At 71.3% G+C, this 17562-nt stretch carries 18 protein-coding genes and 1 pseudogene; 1 reads left to right on the forward strand and 18 read right to left on the reverse strand.

The window, feature by feature from the left end:
- Window positions 1–39: 39 nt before the first annotated feature.
- The 17 genes and pseudogenes from ACIRRU_RS00440 to ACIRRU_RS00520 form a co-directional block, all read right to left on the reverse strand.
- Window positions 40–2520, reverse strand: a complete 2481-nt coding sequence (locus tag ACIRRU_RS00440) for a tyrosine-type recombinase/integrase (protein WP_403674373.1) — start codon at window positions 2518–2520, stop codon at window positions 40–42.
- Complete coding sequence (locus ACIRRU_RS00445; RefSeq protein ID WP_403674375.1) at window positions 2513–3667, reverse strand: tyrosine-type recombinase/integrase; 1155 nt, start codon at window positions 3665–3667, stop codon at window positions 2513–2515. Before ACIRRU_RS00445 ends, ACIRRU_RS00440 begins: the two co-directional genes overlap by 8 nt.
- A 58-nt stretch (window positions 3668–3725) precedes the next feature.
- Window positions 3726–4523: pseudogene (locus ACIRRU_RS00450) on the reverse strand (DNA-processing protein DprA); the annotation flags it as partial.
- Window positions 4520–6142: a YifB family Mg chelatase-like AAA ATPase gene (locus tag ACIRRU_RS00455; protein ID WP_403674376.1), complete on the reverse strand. Its 1623-nt coding sequence runs from the start codon at window positions 6140–6142 to the stop codon at window positions 4520–4522. The pseudogene ACIRRU_RS00450 and the gene ACIRRU_RS00455, both read right to left, overlap by 4 nt.
- Window positions 6142–6501 (reverse strand): YraN family protein, encoded by a 360-nt coding sequence (locus ACIRRU_RS00460; RefSeq protein WP_363204372.1) that lies wholly within the window; start codon window positions 6499–6501, stop codon window positions 6142–6144. The genes ACIRRU_RS00455 and ACIRRU_RS00460 overlap by 1 nt, the downstream gene beginning before the upstream one ends.
- Window positions 6502–6665: 164 nt before the next feature.
- On the reverse strand, window positions 6666–6974 hold the full coding sequence (locus tag ACIRRU_RS00465; protein WP_003965949.1) for a DUF2469 domain-containing protein: 309 nt from the start codon (window positions 6972–6974) through the stop codon (window positions 6666–6668).
- A 40-nt stretch (window positions 6975–7014) separates the two neighbouring features.
- Window positions 7015–7527 (reverse strand): NUDIX hydrolase, encoded by a 513-nt coding sequence (locus tag ACIRRU_RS00470; RefSeq protein WP_363204373.1) that lies wholly within the window; start codon window positions 7525–7527, stop codon window positions 7015–7017.
- A complete protein-coding gene (gene lepB, locus ACIRRU_RS00475) occupies window positions 7524–8279 on the reverse strand; it encodes a signal peptidase I (protein WP_403674378.1) in 756 nt (251 codons plus the stop codon). The genes ACIRRU_RS00470 and lepB (ACIRRU_RS00475) overlap by 4 nt, the downstream gene beginning before the upstream one ends.
- A 50-nt stretch (window positions 8280–8329) precedes the next feature.
- Entirely contained in the window at window positions 8330–9223 is an 894-nt protein-coding gene (gene lepB, locus ACIRRU_RS00480) for a signal peptidase I (RefSeq protein WP_363204390.1), read from the reverse strand.
- Window positions 9126–10202: a signal peptidase I gene (lepB, locus tag ACIRRU_RS00485; RefSeq protein WP_403674379.1), complete on the reverse strand. Its 1077-nt coding sequence runs from the start codon at window positions 10200–10202 to the stop codon at window positions 9126–9128. The genes lepB (ACIRRU_RS00480) and lepB (ACIRRU_RS00485) overlap by 98 nt, the downstream gene beginning before the upstream one ends.
- The gene (gene lepB, locus ACIRRU_RS00490; RefSeq protein WP_403674381.1) at window positions 10195–10965 is read right to left on the reverse strand and encodes a signal peptidase I; all 771 of its coding nucleotides are present in this window, start codon (window positions 10963–10965) and stop codon (window positions 10195–10197) included. Before lepB (ACIRRU_RS00490) ends, lepB (ACIRRU_RS00485) begins: the two co-directional genes overlap by 8 nt.
- A 45-nt stretch (window positions 10966–11010) precedes the next feature.
- Window positions 11011–11361, reverse strand: a complete 351-nt coding sequence (gene rplS, locus ACIRRU_RS00495) for a 50S ribosomal protein L19 (protein WP_363204377.1) — start codon at window positions 11359–11361, stop codon at window positions 11011–11013.
- 130 nt (window positions 11362–11491) lie between these two features.
- The gene (gene trmD, locus ACIRRU_RS00500; protein ID WP_403674383.1) at window positions 11492–12313 is read right to left on the reverse strand and encodes a tRNA (guanosine(37)-N1)-methyltransferase TrmD; all 822 of its coding nucleotides are present in this window, start codon (window positions 12311–12313) and stop codon (window positions 11492–11494) included.
- Window positions 12313–13005 carry a ribosome maturation factor RimM gene (gene rimM, locus ACIRRU_RS00505; RefSeq protein ID WP_403674386.1) on the reverse strand — a complete coding sequence of 231 codons (693 nt, stop codon included), beginning with the start codon at window positions 13003–13005 and terminating at the stop codon, window positions 12313–12315. Before rimM ends, trmD begins: the two co-directional genes overlap by 1 nt.
- 112 nt (window positions 13006–13117) lie before the next feature.
- Window positions 13118–13357, reverse strand: a complete 240-nt coding sequence (locus tag ACIRRU_RS00510; RefSeq protein WP_066978740.1) for an RNA-binding protein — start codon at window positions 13355–13357, stop codon at window positions 13118–13120.
- A 2-nt stretch (window positions 13358–13359) separates the two neighbouring features.
- Window positions 13360–13800: a 30S ribosomal protein S16 gene (rpsP, locus tag ACIRRU_RS00515; RefSeq protein ID WP_006127898.1), complete on the reverse strand. Its 441-nt coding sequence runs from the start codon at window positions 13798–13800 to the stop codon at window positions 13360–13362.
- A gap of 157 nt (window positions 13801–13957) precedes the next feature.
- On the reverse strand, window positions 13958–14551 hold the full coding sequence (locus tag ACIRRU_RS00520; protein ID WP_363204380.1) for a hypothetical protein: 594 nt from the start codon (window positions 14549–14551) through the stop codon (window positions 13958–13960).
- A gap of 466 nt (window positions 14552–15017) precedes the next feature.
- On the opposite strand from ACIRRU_RS00520, the gene ACIRRU_RS00525 reads away from it, so the two are divergent.
- Complete coding sequence (locus ACIRRU_RS00525; protein ID WP_403674390.1) at window positions 15018–15896, forward strand: methyltransferase domain-containing protein; 879 nt, start codon at window positions 15018–15020, stop codon at window positions 15894–15896.
- 94 nt (window positions 15897–15990) lie between these two features.
- Here the strand turns inward: ACIRRU_RS00525 and ffh are convergent, their stop codons facing one another.
- Window positions 15991–17541: a signal recognition particle protein gene (ffh, locus tag ACIRRU_RS00530; RefSeq protein WP_363204382.1), complete on the reverse strand. Its 1551-nt coding sequence runs from the start codon at window positions 17539–17541 to the stop codon at window positions 15991–15993.
- Between the last annotated feature and the right edge of the window lie 21 nt (window positions 17542–17562).

Here is a 17562-nt window from a genome sequence, read left to right on the forward strand (position 1 = left end):
TCCATCCACGATTCGTCCGGATCTCCGATCCTCAGGATCTCATTCGGGCCGGCGAGCGGTCGGGATGCCGAGGGCGACGGGTGACCGCTGGGCGAGCCTGGCGGCGTCGGCCTGCTTGGTTCGGACGAAGGTCAAGGTCATGTCGATGCCCTCGATCTCGCCGAGCCACTGTTCCTCCTCGGCCCGCTTGCGGCGGAGGACCAGGTCCTTCTCGATCTCGGCCAGCCGCGGCAGCATCTTCGGGTTGACCTGCAGCATCGGGCATCGGATGCAGGCGTGCTCATGCTGGCAGGGTGACCCGTAAGGTCGAGCACAGTTCCCGAGCTCGACCTTGCGCTTGTCGAAGTGCTCCTCGAACTCGTCCCACTCCTCGGCCGTGACGTCGACGTACTCGCCCTCGGGCCGCAGGGACCGGCGGTGGTTCAGGAACTTCTGGTAGTGCTGGACGATGTCCTCGGCGAAGACTGCGACGTAGCCCTGAGTGGTCTGGAGATTCAGGTGTCCGAGCAGGGCCGCGCCGATGTGAATCGGCAGTCCGCCGTTGACGATCTCGGTGGCGAACAGCCGCCGGAAGTCGTGCGGGGTGAACTTGGTGCCGGCGAACGCCGGGTTGGTCGCCGCGATCTCCTCGCAGCTCCGGCCGATCATGTGGAGGACCGTGCCGGGGGCGATGACGCCGCGGACGGTGCCGAGCTGTCGCTGGAAGAGGAACGGCATGGGCTCTGACCAGGTCTTTTCGTGCGGGTCATAGCGGGTCAGCAACGGGATCGCCTGCCCGGCGCGGGTCTGGCGCCGGATGATCTGGGCGACCGCGTGGAACAACTCGGCGGACATCGGGATGACACGCTCACGCTCGCTCTTCGACGGAGCGACGACCAGCAGGGCGATAACCTCGCCGTTCGGCCGCTCGTATTGCCGGATGCTGAGGTGGCTCAGCTCCACCAGTTCCTCGACCCGAATCCCGCTGTGCCGCAGGACCTCGACCGCCGTCCACTCCCAGAACGCCGCCGCCTCCGCCATCGACACGTGCGTCAGCTCGCCCGTCGCCTCGTCGATCACCCGGACGGTCGGCTCGGCCAGGATCTTCGCTCGTCGGCGGTCCTCGCGTGAGTCGGTCCGCCGGTAGCGGCGGCCATCGTGCTCGAACGCGCCGCCCAGCGGGACCGGCTCGGCGGCCGCCAGCAGGGCGGCCAGCCGCTCGTGACGCTCCTCGACGTGCCGGACCAGGACGGGCAGCAGGGGCTGCCGGACCCGGGTGCGGTCGGCCATCCGCCGGTTGATCTCCCGCCGGCGCTTGCCGAATCCCTTCAGGTCCCGCGGCAGGACCGGGCAGGGAGCCACCCAGTGGGCCCACCGCTCGGGCTCGGCGACGGCCCAGCTGTGCAGGTCGACATAGAGGCCGCGGACGGCCAACAGAACGGATGCGGTGTCCTTGCGGAGCCGGCTGCGGTCGGCCTTGCCGTCCTTGCGCCAGAACTGGATCTCCGCCCGCCACTGGTCGTAGAGCTCTGGGCTGAGGTTCAAGTCCTTCTGGCCGGGGTTGAGCTCCTCGATCACCGACCAGAACAGGCTCGCCAGCTGGCGGGCGAGTCCTTCGACGGTGATGTAGTCGGTGTCCGACTTCCGCCGGGTCAGGTAGTCGATCAGCAGCTGCCGGACGTCCTGGTTCTTGATCGCGTAGCGGTCGACGAGCTCCTCGATCGTCCGCTGGCCGTCGTAGATGAACGTCCGCAAGGTCGGCGGCGAGCCCGGCGGGAAGTGCCCCATCTTGTGAAGGATCTCCCAGGCGCCCAAGGCCGCGAAACGGGTGGTGTCCTTGTTCGCGCCGTGGGTGACGCCCAGGCGCTTGTTCTCCAGCGAGTAGTGCAACAGGGCCGACTGCGTCAGGTCCTCAAGGGCGATGCCCTGCGTGGTCAACGCGCAGGTCACGTCGAACTTCGCCCGGTGCCGGTGCACCGCCGTGAGCTTGTGCTCGGAGTCGACCACCCTGAAGAACTCGTCCAGCCCCGGGTCCTTCTGGACCTGCCGGAACGGGTCGGCGTAGTCGATGAACTTGTTCGCCCGGAACCCCGCGAGAGAGGGCTGGATGATCCTTGCGGCGAACGCCATCCGAAGCGCGGACGTCAGGTTGCTCCGGTCGTAGCGGACCTCCGGGCGGCCCAGGATCCCGACCGGCTGGGCGTCCTCATCGTCGAACCCGCTGGCCTCCCATCGCTCCTGCCAGGTTTCCCCCGGCAGCGTGGCCAGGTGCCCGAACAGCATCCGGACCCCGGCCCGGCGCTTCTCCGCCCCGGACCGGGTCTGGCCGGGCCAGACATGCCGGGCAAGCTCACACAGTTCGACGATGCCCGCCCGCGACAGGTCCCCGAACGGCGCTGGCGGCTTTTCGGGCCGGGGTGCCGGGGCCGCTTTCGTCGCCGCCCTGGTGAACCGCGATGGTTCCTTGGCCCGGGGCATCTCCTCGTAGTTCTGGCGCCGGTTTCGGACCGTGTAGGTCTCCACTGTCGTGCGGCTAGGCACCGAACACCGCCTTGACGTCCTCGGGGTCGTAGCCGGGTGCGAAGGACCTCTGGACCCGCGGCCTGTTGTAGTGGGCCTGCAAGGCATCGAAGAGGTCCTCGATCCGCGCGTTCAGGTAGCGGCCCGTGGTCGCCAGATCGGTGTGCCGCAGGATCGCGCGGACCTGGGCGAGCGTGAGGTTCGGGTCGTTCGCCATCCGGGTCGCGGCGGTGTGCCGCAGGTCATGCAGCGTCCAGTTCGTGCCGAGCTTGTCGTTCACCCTCTGGATCACCCGCCGCATCGCCCAGTAGGTCAGCGGCCGGTCCGGGCCCCGTCGGGTGCGAAGGACCGGCTGGTCGGCCGGCGGCAGCCCGATGTGGTCGAGGTAGGCCGCCAGGACCGTCAAAGCCTGCGGACTGGCCGGGACGGCCTCGCGGTCGTCCGTGCCCTTGGTGACCACCCAGAACAGCTGCTTGGGCCAATCGATGTCTCCGGGCGTGACCCCGAGGAGCTCGCTGGCCCGCGAGCCGCTGGAGACGTAAAGCAGGACGGCCGCCCGGTCCCGGTCGCAGGTCAGGCCGGCGAAGAACTCGTCCCACATCGCGTCCGGAATCGAGCGCGGATCGGACCTGCGGACCTTCTGGCGGAGCCGTGCCCGGCGAAGCGGCTGAACCTCGCCGTCCGGAGCCCGGTGGGCCAGGGCCCGGCGCATGGCCAGCGATTCGGGCACCGGGTTGACCAGAGGACCGCGGTTGTAGTGCCGGTGGTAGGCGTAGAAGCTGCTGACCACGGTCAGGCAGTGGTTGATCGTCGAGGGCGCGTAACCCGTCCGGAGGTAGGGCTTGCCCGTTCGCGGGTTGACTGACCCTGGCCGCGGCGCGTCCGGGTTGCTCCGGCGGCGCTGCGGGTTCGGGGCGGTGCGGAGCCATCCGACCAGCGCGGAGGCGTCCGCCTCGGTCGCCCGGTCCCACGAAACGTCCAGGAACCACAGCAGCCGGTGCCAGCGGAGAAGGTCGTAGGCGTAGCTCTTCGCAGTCGGCGGACGGTTGTCGTCCAGGATCAGGCCGCGGAGGTACGGAACGACGGGGGCGACGACGGTCTCGTCAGGGCCGACGACGGCGTACCAGGGGATGGTGTCCAGCTCGATCACTGAGCCGATGCGGGGCACGTCGGCCCGGCCTTCGATCAGCTCGCGGTGTAGGTCTAACAGAGGCATTAGTGCAGTTAACACACCTGCTGCGGGTGGGGTGCGAGGAGGGGGGCAACTCGGCGACGACGAGACCTTGTTGGGCCAGTCTTTCCAGCAGCTCGGTGTGTCCGCGCGGGTAGGGCACGTCGACTCCGCAGGCCAGCACCGCCGTCGTCGCCCCGGCCGCGGCCAGTGCCCCGCGGTGCGCTGCTCCGTCCACGCCGAACGCCGCGCCCGACACCACGACCCAGCCCCGCTCGGCGAGCCCGGAGCCGAGGGCGGCCGCCATGTGGGCTCCGTACGGGGTGCAGGCCCGCGCGCCGACGACCGCGACCGACCGCAGGGACCACAGGCGCAGGTCAGGCCGTCCGCGTACCCAGAGTCCGACGGGCCGCCCGTCGCCCAGGTCGTCGAGCTGGCTCGGCCACTCCCGGTCACCGGGGCAGACGAAGCGTCCGCCCACCGCGGCGACCGCGGCCAGGTCCCGCTCCGGCTCGGCGTCGGCTGCCCGGAGCCGGTAGCCCCCGAGCCGGGCGGCGGTCATCCCGGGCAGCCGCTGGGCGGAGCCGTCCTCTACGGTGAGGCGCCGCAGCAGTTCCACGGGCCCTACCTGCCGGAGCCAGCGCCCGGCCCGCTCGTCGCCCGGCTCCAGCACCCGCGTCAGCGCGGCCCTCGCCGTCCGCTCCTCTTCTTGGCCGCCCCGGGACTGGTCTCCCCCGGACTGGTGGGGCTGTCCGGCGCCCTCGGTGCGGCCGTCCCCGTCGCCCTGCCTCCGCTCCCGGTTAGGGCCCTCCTCGCTCGGGTGGGTCCGGCCGGCTCCCCGCAGTTCCGTCATCGTCGGCTCGCCCCCATCGGTGCTCCGCGCTGGATGCCCGTCCGCAGCTCCAGGGCCACGGCCACGTCGGAGGCGTCCGGACGCTCCGCGCCCCGCAGGTCGGCCACCGTCCAGGCGACCCGCAGCACCCGGTCCAGGCCCCGGGCCGTGAGGAGTCCTCGTTCCAGGTCCCGCTCGGCCTCGGCCAGGGCCCCCGGGGCCGCGAGCAGCCGGGTCCTCAGCTCATGGCCGGGCACCTCGCTGTTCGTGGTCCACGGGGTGCCGGTCAGGCGCTCTGCCGCCCGGGTGCGGGCAGCCCGGACCCGGGCGGCGACCTCGGCCGTCGGTTCGCCCCGGCCGCCCTGCCCCAGGAGGTCGGCGCGGTCCACGGGCTCCACCTCGACGCGGAGGTCGACCCGGTCCAGCAGGGGGCCGGAGAGGCGTGCCTGGTAGCGGCGGACCACCGAGGGCGGGCATTCGCAGCCCGCGCCGGTGAGGGTGTGCCGTCCGCAGGGGCAGGGGTTGGCGGCCAGGGCCATCAGGAACCGGGCGGGCAGCCGCACCACTCCGGCCGCCCGTGCGACGACCACGTGTCCCGACTCCAGGGGCTGGCGCAGCGCGTCCAGTGCCTTGCCGGAGAATTCGGGTGCTTCGTCGAGGAAGAGGACTCCGCGGTGGGCCAGTGAGACCGCTCCCGGTCTCGGGATTCCGTTGCCGCCGCCGACCAGGGACTGCATGGTCGCCGAGTGGTGCGGGGCGCAGTAAGGCGCGCGGGCGACCAGGGGTTCACCCGGGGGGAGGATGCCGGCCACGGAGTGGACCGCCGTCACTTCGAGGGATTCCTTGCGGGTCAGCGGCGGCAGGATGGCGGGCAGCCGTTCCGCGAGCATGGTCTTGCCCGCGCCGGGAGGGCCCGACAGCAGCAGGTGGTGTCCTCCGGCGGCCGCCACCTCCAGGGCCTGGCGGGGGCGCCGCTGGCCCGCGACATCGGCCAGGTCGGGCCGGTGGCCCTCGCCCCGGGCGGCGGCCGGGGCGAGTCCCGTGCCGAGGCCGCTGCCGGGGATCAGGAGACCGGCCAGTATGGCGTCGGGGCGGCCCTGGCCGTCGGCGGGCTCCTCGGGCACGGGTTCGTCGCAGAGGACGGCGATGAGCTGGCGCAGGCTGCGGACGCCGAGGACGGAGATTCCCGGCACCAGCGCGGCCTCCCCGGCGGTCTGCTCGGGGACCACGACCTGTTCGTATCCGGCCTCGGCCGCCGCCAGGACGGCGGGGAGCACGCCGCGTACGGGGCGTACCCGGCCGTCCAGGCCCAGTTCGCCGATCATGACGATGTCGGCGATGGCGGCGGGGTCGATGCGTTCGGCCGCGCCGAGTACGGCTGCCGCGACGGCGAGGTCGAAGCCCGAGCCGCTCTTGGGGACCGAGGCCGGGGAGAGCCCGACCGTGAGCTTCTTCTGCGGCCACTCGGCGCCGGAATTGACGACGGCGGCGCGCACCCGGTCCCGGCTCTCGATCAGGCTCTTGTCCGGCAGGCCGACCAGGGTGAACGCGGCGACGCCTGGTTCCAGGTCGGCCTGGACCTCTACGACCACGCCCTCGACGCCGACCAGTGCCACGGAACACGCTCGTGCGAAGCCCATCAGGCCACCCCTCGTGCGTGCTCGGTGACCGGGGCGCCGCGCCGGGGCACGATCACTCCGACCAGGTCGATGCGTACTCCGCCGGGGGGTGGTCCGCCGTGCCGGTCGAGCCAGATCTCGGCGAGTCGGCGCAGCCGGTCGGCCTTGGCCGGGCCGACCGCGGCCATGGGGTGTTCGTACGTTCCTGATCTGCGGGTTTTCACTTCGCAGAGGACCAGGGCCTGGCCGTCCCTGGCCACGATGTCGATCTCTCCGGCCCGGCAGCGCCAGTTGCGCCGCACGATGGTCATTCCGGCTCCGGTCAGCAGCCGTGCCGCCAGATCCTCGCCGTACCGCCCGAGTGCCCCTCGTGCGTTCATCCGGCATCACCTCCGGCACCGACTCTGAACCGGGCCGCCGAAAGATGTGGATCTTGGTGGACAACTCCGTGGATGGGGAAAACCCGGTCACCCACACGGGTGACCGGGTCTTCGTCCCACGTCGCGCGCGTACCGGCGGCCCCTGCGCCGCGGGCCGCGCGGGGTCAGCCTCCCGGAAGTTCCAGATCGCTCTTGTTGAGCTCTTCGATGTTGACGTCCTTGAAGGTCAGCACGCGGACCTGCTTGACGAATCTCGCGGGCCGGTACATGTCCCAGACCCAGGCGTCCGCCATGGACACCTCGAAGAAAACCTCGCCCTGGACGGAGTGCACCTGCATCTCGTAGTCGTTGGTGAGGTAGAAGCGCCGTTCGGTCTCGATCACATATTTGAACAGACCGACGACATCGCGGTACTCCCGGTAGAGCTTCAGCTCCATCTCGGTCTCGTACTTTTCGAGGTCCTCGGCGCTCATGGCATGTTTCCCCTTCAGCCGTGCGTTCCCCCATTGTGCGTCAGTCTCGGACGCCCCTGGACGATGAGACGATTTCGGGGGTCAGAGCCAACGGATCACGCGGAGGGCCCTCGTCGAGGAGCGTGCGCAGCAGCTCGGCGAGTCTGGTCGGGTACACCGTCTCACGCGTCGCGGACAGTTCGGCGGAGGTCCACCACCTCAGACCGGAGACGCTGCGCAGCTCCAGGTCGGTGAGGCCCTGCGGGGCGGTGGCGGTCTGGGCCGTACGGGCGAGGTAGTACCACTCGTCCTGGTCCCAGCGGCGTCCGGCGAACGGGAAGGAGCAGGTCCGGGTCCACAGCAGCGGGCCCAGCTCGATGTCCGTGATGCCGGTCTCCTCGGCCAGCTCACGGCGCGCCGCCTGCTCGCGGCTCTCGTCGCCCTCCAGGCCGCCGCCCGGGGTGAACCACCAGGTGTCGGCCGGGTCGTCCGGCTCGTGGCCGTGGAGCAGCAGCACGCGGTCGTCGGGGTCCAGCAGGACCACCCGGGCGACCCGGCGGATTCCGGAGGTCACCGGGCCGCTCCGGCGGCGGGCCTGCGGCGGCCGAGGCGGGCGGCCACCGGCCCGTACGCAGCCCCGCCCAGGATGAGCGCGGCACCGATCACGATCGCGCCCAGCTGGAGCGGCAGGGGGCCCTCGGCGGAGACTCCGCCGGGCAGCGCGGCGAAGGACGCCGGGCGGCCGATCATGCCGTCCAGGGGCCAGGCGACGGCGTCCACCCGGGCCTGCACGGCGCTCAGCGGGACGGAGCCCTGGCCGGGGTCGTCGAGATGGACGCGGGAGTCGAGCGAGGTGGCGCGTTCGTCGCCGAGCAGGAAGATCTGGCCGCGGGGCACCTCGGCGGTGAAGTCCTGCGGCGAGGCGGGCGCCCGCTCGCCCCGGGCGGCGGGGCCGCGGTGGAGGTAGGGCTCGTCGACGGGGGTGTCGTTGACCGTGAGCCGTCCCCGTTCGTCGCAGCAGACCACCTGGTCGCCGCCGACGCCGACCACGCGTTTCACCATCGGGGCGGCCCCCCAGACCTCGTCGGTGAAGACCACGACGTCACCGCGCCGGACCTCGGAGCCCTCTATCCGCTCGGCGAGCACCCGGTCGCCGGGGTTCACCGTGGGGGACATGGAGGCGGTCGGGACGGTGTAGGGCTGGTAGACCAGCGCCGCCCAGACGAACCCGCCGAGGAAGAGCACGCAGCCGACGGCCACGGCCAGGCCCGACACCATGGCGCCGGTCCGGCCGTGGCCGTCGTTCTTCCGCTTCGTACCGCTCATCCCAGCGCTCCCCCGTCGGAGATCGGTCATCGCTGATCCGAGTGGGCACCCTACCCGGCGGTACGCCCGCCGGTCAGCCTCCTGCGGCGCCACAACACGATGGGCACCGCTCCGGCTACGCCCAGTGCCGCGGGTGCCATGGCCGCGGCGGCGTTCAGGCCGGGCTGGTCGAAGGTGTCCGGGACGGGCAGGGTCGCCCAGCGTCCCAGGGGCCAGGCGACGGCGACGGCGCGGCCGACGACCTCGTCGTTGGAGACGGTGCCCTGGCCGGGGAGCTCCTGGTGGTAGCGCGAGTCCAGGGAGTTCTGCCGGTGGTCGCCCATGACGAAGATCCGGCCGTCGGGCACTTCGATCGGGCCGAAGGGCCGGTCGTTGCACGGGGTGTTGCCGGGGAAGATGAACGACTTCTCGTCCAGCGACTTCCCGTTGACCGTGACCGGACCGTTCTCCTTGCACTCCACGGTGTCGCCGCCGACCGCGATGACCCGCTTGATCAGGTCCTTCTCCTCGGAGGAGGGCATCAGACCGATGAAGCTCAGGAACTTCTGCACGGCGTTGGGCTCGGGGGTCACGGTGTCCTCCAGCCAGCCGCCCGGGTCGTGGAAGACCACGACCTCGCCGCGCTCCGGCTCGGAGCCGAACCAGGGGGTCAGCTTGTCGACCAGCACCCGGTCGCCCCGCTGGAGGGTGTTCTGCATCGAGTCCGAGGGGATCGAGAACGCCTGGACCAGAAACGTCTTGATCAGCAGGGCGAGAACGAGGGCGATACCGACCAGCAGCGGCAGCTCCACCCAGAAGGAACGATGCTTCTTGGGCGGCGCGGCGCCGCTGTCCGCCGGGACGGAATCATCCGCCGTCCCGTCCGCTCCTCCTGCCGCGGGGGACTCGTCGCGCCCCGGCCCGTCCTCGGGTTCCTCGTGTCCGGATCGTGCGCCGACCGCCAAATCCCCCACATCCACTCCTCAATCCGTGCCACGGCCCGCGCCCGATCCGGTGCAGGCCCACCACTCCCATAACGAGCGGGAGTTCCGCAGGGGTCGGGAGCCGGACCATTCCGTGTCGATCCGGAGGTGCCACACTATGCGACGGGTCCGCCCCGGCGGCCGCCGCGTCACGTGCGTCCGGGACCGCGCTGAAGGCGTCGCGCTGTTCGAGTGTGCTCCAGTGTCCGAAGGGCCAGGCGATCACGACGGCCCGTCCCACGACCTCGTTCTCGGCGACCGTGCCGCGGTCGGGTTCGTTCAGGTGGAAGCGGGAGTCGGCGGAGTCGGACCGGTGGTCGCCCATCATGAAGAGGCGCCCCTGGGGGACCTTCACCTCGAACGGGATGGTCGAGGGGCGGTCGTCGGGGTGCAGATACGTCTCCGCCAGCGGTACGCCGTTGACGGTGACGCGGCCGTCCTCGCCGCAGCACTTCACGGTGTCGCCGCCGACCGCGATGACCCGCTTGATCAGGTCCTGCTCGTCGTCGGAGGGCAGCAGTCCGATGAACGTCAGCAGTTGCGTCGCCTGTTTCACGCCGACCGGCGGGTCCTTCTCCTGTCCGGGGTTCTCCCGCTGGAGCCAGCCGCCGGGGTCCTTGAAGACGACGACGTCGCCGCGCTCCGGCTTCGACCCGAACCACGGGGTCAGTTTGTCGACCAGGACCCGGTCGCCGATCCTGATCGTCTGTTCCATCGACCCGGACGGGATGACGAACGCCTGGACCAGGAAGGTCTTCAGGACGAGCGCGATCATCAGCGCCACGACGACGAGGACGGGAATCTCCTTCACCGCGGACCTGCGGCGCTTGCGCCGGACCTTCTTGGCGAGCCTGCGGCGCTCCGCCCGGGTGGGCAGGGAGCGTGGCGTGGCGGGTCTGCCGCCGGTGGGGCCGGCCGCGTCGGGGCCGCGTGCGCCGCGCGGGCGGCCGCGGTTACCCATGCGCCCCGCCGGGTCCCCGTACGCCGTCGAAGGCGCCGGTCCCCTCCAGCGAGCCGATCCGGGCCGGGGGCCAGCCCAGCCAGTCCACGCGGCCGGTCACCCGGTCGACGGGGACCATGCCGCCGCCGGGCGATCCGAGGTGGTCCCGGGAGTCGCTGGAGCGGCTGCGGTGGTCGCCCATCATCCACAGGGTCCCGGCGGGCACGACGATGTCGAACGGCACCCGGGAGGCGGTGTCACCGGGGTGCAGATACGGCTCGTCGACGGCGGTGCCGTTCACCTCGGCCCGCCCCCGCGCGTCGCAGCAGACCACCCGGTCACCGCCCACGCCCACCACGCGTTTCACGAAGTCGGTGTCGGCGGGCTCGGTGAGGCCCAGGGAGGCGGCCGCGCCGCGCAGCAGCCCGGCCACCGGGTTGGTGGCGGGGTCCTCCCGTACGAAGGAGCCGGTCCCGTCGAAGACCACCACGTCGCCCCGGCGGGGCTCCTCGCCGAAGCGGTAGGCCAGTTTGTTCACCAGGAGCCGGTCGCCGACCCGCAGGGTGGGTTCCATCGAGCCGCTGGGGATCAGGAAGGGCTGGACCACGTAGGCGCTGAACAGCAGCAGGGCGAGGACCGCCGCGATCGTCCCGGTGAGCACCCGCCGCCAGGAGAGGACGGAGGCGATCCGGCCCCGGACACGCGAGAAGCGCGATCGCGCCCCAGGACCCGTGCCGGGTTCCGGGGCGCGACCGCGCTTCGAGTGCTCTGCTTGCGTGTCCATCGCGGCCGAAGCTTATCCGGCCGTCCTGTGGACGCGTGCGGCAGCTCAGTTGTCGCGCTTCTCCTTGATCTTCGCGGCCTTGCCGCGCAGCTCACGGAGGAAGTACAGCTTGGCGCGGCGGACGTCACCGCGGGTGACCAGCTCGATCTTCTCGAAGATCGGGCTGTGCACCGGGAAGGTGCGCTCGACGCCGACGCTGAAGGAGACCTTGCGGACCGTGAAGGTCTCGCTGACGCCCGCGCCCTGGCGGCGGATGACGACGCCCTTGAACTGCTGGATACGGGAGCGGTTGCCCTCGATCACGCGCACGTGGACGTTGACGGTGTCACCGGGGCGGAACGCCGGGACGTCCGTACGGAGGGAGGCGGCGTTGACGCCATCGAGCAGGGAGGTCATGATGTCTGCTTTCTTCGCCGATGCCACAGGTCATCGACGGCAAGGTCGTTGAAGAGTTCGGGCGCTGATCGCGTCGGGCGGGCGTCTTTCCCCCTGTGGCAGGGGCGCACACCGGACGTACAGCAGCGGCCTATTGTTCCACGGCACCGGGCCTGCGCCAAAATCGGCCGCCGGGCTCCGGGGCGAAGCCCAGGATGGAGAGGATCTCGCGGTCCTTCTTGTCGAAGACGCCCGCCTCGCACCGCTCGATCAGGTCCGGCCGGTTCAGGGCGGTGCGGGCGAAGGCCTGGTCCCGCCGCCAGCGCGCGATCCTGCCGTGGTGGCCGCTGAGCAGGACGTCGGGGATGGACCGGCCGCGCCACTGCGGGGGCTTGGTGTAGACGGGACCTTCCAGGAGGTTGGCCATGGCGCCCGGGGCGAAGGAGTCGTCCTGGTGGGACTCGGCGTTGCCGAGGACGCCGGGCAGCAGCCGGGCGACGGCCTCCGTGATCACCAGGACGGCGGCCTCGCCGCCGGCCAGCACGTAGTCCCCGATGGAGACCTCGACGACCCGCAGCCGGGTGGCGTACTCGTCGGCCACCCGGCGGTCGATGCCCTCGTACCGCGCCGGGGTGAAGACCAGCCACGGTGCGGCGGACAGTTCGACGGCGAGCTCCTGGGTGAAGGGGCGGCCGCTGGGGGTGGGCACGACCAGCACCGGGTCGTGCGCCCCGCTCTCGTAGCCGTCGGCCAGGATCTGGTCCAGCGCGTCGCCCCAGGGCTCGGTCTTCATGACCATGCCGGGGCCGCCGCCGTAGGGGGTGTCGTCGACCGTGTTGTGCCGGTCGTGGGTCCACCCGCGCAGGTCGTGCACGTGGACGTCGAGGACGCCGCGGGCGCGGGCCTTGCCGACGAGGGAGACGTTCAGCGGGTCCAGGTACTCGGGGAAGATCGTGACGACGTCGAGCCGCATCAGGCGTCGCCCTTCGGCGTCTCGCCCCGGTCTCCCGGCGCCTTGTCCCGCTCCTCCGGTGTCTCGTCCCGGCCTTCCGTCGCCCTGTCCCGCTTCTCCGGCGCCTCGTCCCGGCCTTCCGGCCTCGCGTGCTGGTCCTCCGGCGTCGCGTCCTCGTCGCGCGCGGACGCCACCACGGCCTCGCTCTCGTCGATCAGGCCGGGCGGCGGGGCGATGACGGCACGCTGCTCCTCCAGGTCGATCCCGGTGACGATCTCCTCGACGAAGGGGATCATCACCTCGCTGCCGTCGGGGCGCTCCACGATGAACAGGTCCTGGGAGGGCAGGTGGGAGATCTCGGTGATCCGGCCGATCTCCGTGCCGTCGGCGAGCACCACATCGAGGTCGATCAACTGGTGGTCGTAGAACTCGTCCTCTTCCTCGGGGAGTTCGTCGGGGTCCACCTCGGCGATGAGCAGGGTGTTGCGCAGTGCCTCGGCGGCGCTGCGGTCGCCCACGCCCTCGAAGCGCAGCAGCAGCCTGCCGCTGTGGACCCGGCCGGACGCGATGGTCAGCGGACCCGTCGCCGCCGGTTCGGTGGCGAGGACCGCGCCGGGGCCGAGCCGCAGCTCCGGCTCGTCCGTTCGTACCTCGACGGTGACCTCGCCCTTGATGCCGTGGGCGCGGCCGATCCGCGCGACTACCAACTGCACGCTGTTCTCCGAATTGATGGGGTGCGGACGCCGTGGCGCCCCCGGTGGCCGACGACAAAGGCCGGGGACGGCCCGAAGGCCCTCCCCGGCCCTGGCCGGTGTTCGACTTCTCTCAGCGAACCTGGTCCACATCGACGAGGTCGACGCGGATCCCACGGCCGCCGATGGCACCCACGACCGTACGCAGGGCGCGGGCGGTGCGGCCGTTGCGGCCGATCACCTTGCCGAGGTCCTCGGGGTGGACCCGGACCTCCAGCACGCGCCCGCGGCGCAGGGTGCGCGAGGCGACCTGCACGTCGTCGGGATTGTCGACAATGCCCTTCACGAGGTGCTCGAGAGCCTCCTCGAGCATGCTCAGGCCTCGGTCGACTCGGTGGACTCAGCGGCGTCAGCCGCCTCGTCCGCCTTCTTGTCGGACTTCTTGGCCTTGGGGGTGATGGCCTCACCCTTGGCCTCGTCGCCGTCCGCGGACAGCGCCTCGAACAGTGCGCGCTTGTCCGCCTTGGGCTCCGGCTGGAGCAGCGGCGCGGGGGCCGGGAGACCCTTGTGGGCCTGCCAGTCACCGGTGAGCTTGAGGATCGCGAGGACCGGCTCGGTCGGCTGGGCGCCGACGGACAGCCAGTACTGCGCGCGCTCCGAGTTGACCTCGATGCGCGACGGGTTCTGCACCGGGTGGTACAGGCCGATCTCCTCGATGGCCCGGCCGTCACGGCGGGTACGGGAGTCGGCGACGACGATGCGGTAGTGAGGCGAACGGATCTTGCCCAGACGCTTCAGCTTGATCTTGACTGCCACGGAAGTGGTGTCTCCTGGTCTCTGACGTGGTTGGGCACAACGAAGATGCCACGTGGGGTTGCGGTACTCGGGTGCCCGATGGACGCGTCAGCCGGAGGAGAGAGGGGTCCTGTGCGGCTGTCGAGTACAGCTGGTTATTGTGCCACACCACGCGGACTCACCCCACCGCGACCGCCGCTTCCGGGATCCGGAAGGGCTTTCCGCAGCCGCCGCACACGATCGGCGCCTGCGCCAGGACCGAGGGCACGACGCGGACGTTGCGTCCGCAGTCGCAGACGGCCTTGACCCGCACGCCGCCTCCGGAGGAGCCGTGCCGGGCGGCGGGCCCGCGGAAGGAGCGCTTGGTGTCGGCGGCGGTGGCGACGGTGTGCGCCTTGAGCGCGCGGTGCAGCCGCTCGATGGTCGGGCGGTAGCGGCGCTTGGCTTCCGGAACCAGTGTGACCAGGGAGAAGCCGCTGCTGGGGTGGGGTTCCTCGGCGTGATCGAGGCCCAGCTCCTCGGCGATCGCGAGGAAGCGTCGGTTGTGGTAGCGGCCGGCGCGGGAGGTGTCGCGGACACCTCTCGCGGCAGCGATGCCGTGGACTGCCTCGTGGAGCAGTCGCTCGAAGGAGAGCTCGGCGCCACAGGCGGACGAGGACTCTCCGATCAGGGACTCGGGCGCGGCGAGATCGGGCAGCTCGGGGTGGTGCCGCTGAATGTCGGCCCACGCCTGTGCCAGCTCTGCGGCAAGTACAGGTGGTGTCGTGCTCACGTCGTGATAACGAGCCCGGGTGCCCCGGTGTTCCTATTCCGGGGCATCCCAAATAATTTGCACGTACCAGTCAGTTGCCCTGGATGTGCCCTTGATGCGTCCGGACGCGGGCGCGTGGGCGGAACTGCGGAGAAGACACACAGCTCGCACCAAGGTGGTGCGTAGCGTCCGCCGCGCGCCGGGGACCGGCCGAGCGGTGCGCCGGGGCCCGGCGGTTCGCGTGGAGCCGCCGGTGAGACTACCCCTCGCCCCGTTCGAGGTGCCCGGCGCGGGGTGTCGGGTCAGACTGTTCGGAGACCGGACGCGGGGCGGGGCGCACGACCGGGGTACGCGGGCAGTGCTCCACGCCCCCTGGACGGGACGGCGGATGCGCAGTTCCCTGGCATACGGGGTGCGTGCGGGCGACGCACGCGGGGGGCCTTCCACTCGGGCACGATCGATCTCTTGGCGGATTGGGGCGCTTTCCATGACACCAACGCTCGTCCGGAACCTCCGGCACGCGGATTCCTCCGCGGCGGCGGGCGCCGGTACCCGCGCACGCGACTGGGCCGAGATCCAGGAGCGCATGCTGGCACCGCTGCACGAGGCGGTGTACGACCGGCTGGAAGTCGGGGCCGCCACCCGGATGCTGTCGCTCGGCTGCGGTTCCGGGCTGGCGATGCTCGTCGCGGCGGCCCGGGGGGCGCAGGTCACGGGGGTGGACTCGGACCGGGAGCGGCTGGCCCTGGCGCGGGCGCGGCTGCTGCCGGAGGCGGACCGGGAGGAGGCGCCCGCGCACTCCGCGGGTCCGGCCCGGCGTCGGGCCCGGCTGCTGGAGGACGGCGGTGCCGCCGGGGCGGAGGGGGCTCCGTACGACCTGATCACGGTCTTCGAGCCGATCGGCTGCGTGGCCGGTGACTCCGAGGGGCTGGTGCCCGCGCTGGAGTCGGCCGTGCCGCTGGCCGTCCGGGGCGCGAGCGTGGTGCTGACCGGATGGGGTCCGCCGGAGCGGTGCGCCACGGCGGAGGTGCTGCGGGTGGCCGCCCGGATGGCGGAGTCCGCGCGCCCGTCGCGTACGGCTGAGGGAGGCTGGCGTCCCACGCTGCGGGACGACCTGGAGGACGTGGCGGCGCGGGCCGGTCTGAAGCCGGACGGTTCGGGGCGGGTGTCCTGCCCGTTCGGCTACGCGGACGTGAACAGCGCGGTGCGCGGGCTGCTGTCGACGGGGCTGTTCGACGCCGCCGTACGGGCCACGGACCGCTCCCAGGTGGAGAAGGAGGTCGCGGAGGCCCTGCATCCGTACCGGCGGCAGGACGGCACGGTGTGGATGCCGAACGTGTTCCGCTACCTGGTGTGCGTGACCTGAGGGGGCTTCGCCGGGGACATGGGTAAGGGGCGCCCTCTCTCAAGGGCGCCCTTTACCCGTGCTCACCTGCTGCCCATGCTCGCCTGAGCGGGTCCTACATGAACTTCTTGAACTCGTCCGGGAGCTCGAAGTTCTTGCCGTCCTGGGCGGGCAGGCCGAGCGCGCCGCCGCCCTGGGCTGCCTTCTCGCGGCGCTCCGCGGCGGCGGCCTCCTCGGCCTTGCGCTTCATCGGGTTGCCGCTCTTGCGCTTGCCCTTGGCCTGCTTGACCTGCTTCTTCTGACGGCCGGGGCCACCGCCCATGCCGGGAATCCCCGGCATCCCGGGCATGCCGCCGCCCTGGGCCATCTTCGACATCATCTTGCGAGCCTCGAAGAAGCGCTCCACCAGGCTCTTGACGACGGAGACCTCGACGCCCGAACCCTTGGCGATCCGGGCCCGGCGGGAGCCGTTGATGATCGTCGGCTCGGCGCGCTCCTTGGGCGTCATCGACTTGATGATCGCGGCGGTGCGGTCGACGTCGCGCTCGTCGATGTTGTTGATCTGGTCCTTGATCTGCCCCATGCCGGGCAGCATTCCGAGCAGCTTGGAGATGGAGCCCATCTTGCGGACCTGCTCCATCTGGGCCAGGAAGTCGTCGAGGGTGAAGTCCTTGCCACCCTTGCTCGACTGGAGCTTCGAGGCCATTTTGGCGGCCTCTTCCTGGCTGAACGTCTTCTCGGCCTGCTCGATCAGGGTGAGCAGGTCACCCATGTCGAGGATGCGGGAGGCCATGCGGTCCGGGTGGAACGCGTCGAAGTCCTCCAGCTTCTCGCCGTTCGACGCGAACATGATCTGCTTGCCGGTGACGTGGGCGATCGACAGGGCCGCACCACCGCGGGCGTCGCCGTCGAGCTTGGAGAGCACCACGCCGTCGAAGCCGACGCCGTCGCGGAAGGCCTCGGCGGTGTTGACCGCGTCCTGACCGATCATCGCGTCGACCACGAAGAGGATCTCGTCAGGGCTGACGGCGTCGCGGATGTCCGCGGCCTGCCGCATCAGCTCCTGGTCGATGCCGAGACGTCCCGCGGTGTCCACGATGACGATGTCGTGGACCTTGGACCGGGCGAACTCGATGGAGTCCTTGGCGACCCGCACCGGGTCGCCGACGCCGTTGCCCGGCTCGGGGGCGTAGACCGCGACCCCGGCGCGGTCGGCGACGACGCTCAACTGGTTGACGGCGTTGGGCCGCTGGAGGTCGCAGGCGACGAGCAGCGGGGAGTGGCCCTGGCCCTTGAGCCAGAGGCCGAGCTTTCCGGCCAGCGTCGTCTTGCCGGCGCCCTGGAGACCGGCGAGCATGATCACGGTGGGCGCGGTCTTGGCGAACCGCAGCCGCCGGGTCTCGCCGCCGAGGATCGCGACGAGCTCCTCGTTGACGATCTTGACGACCTGCTGGGCGGGGTTGAGGGCCTGGGAGACCTCGGCGCCGCGCGCCCGCTCCTTGACGTTGGCGATGAAGGCCCGGACCACGGGCAGGGCGACGTCGGCTTCCAGCAGGGCGATACGGATCTCGCGTGCCGTGGCGTCGATGTCGGCCTCGGACAAGCGGCCCTTGCCCCTGAGGTTCTTGAAAGTCGCGCTAAGGCGGTCGGAGAGAGTATCGAACACGGCGCTCGTCGGTCCTCGGGG

Source organism: Streptomyces sp. NPDC101181 (assembly GCF_044767975.1).
In the GTDB taxonomy this organism is placed as follows: Bacteria; Actinomycetota; Actinomycetes; order Streptomycetales; family Streptomycetaceae; genus Streptomyces.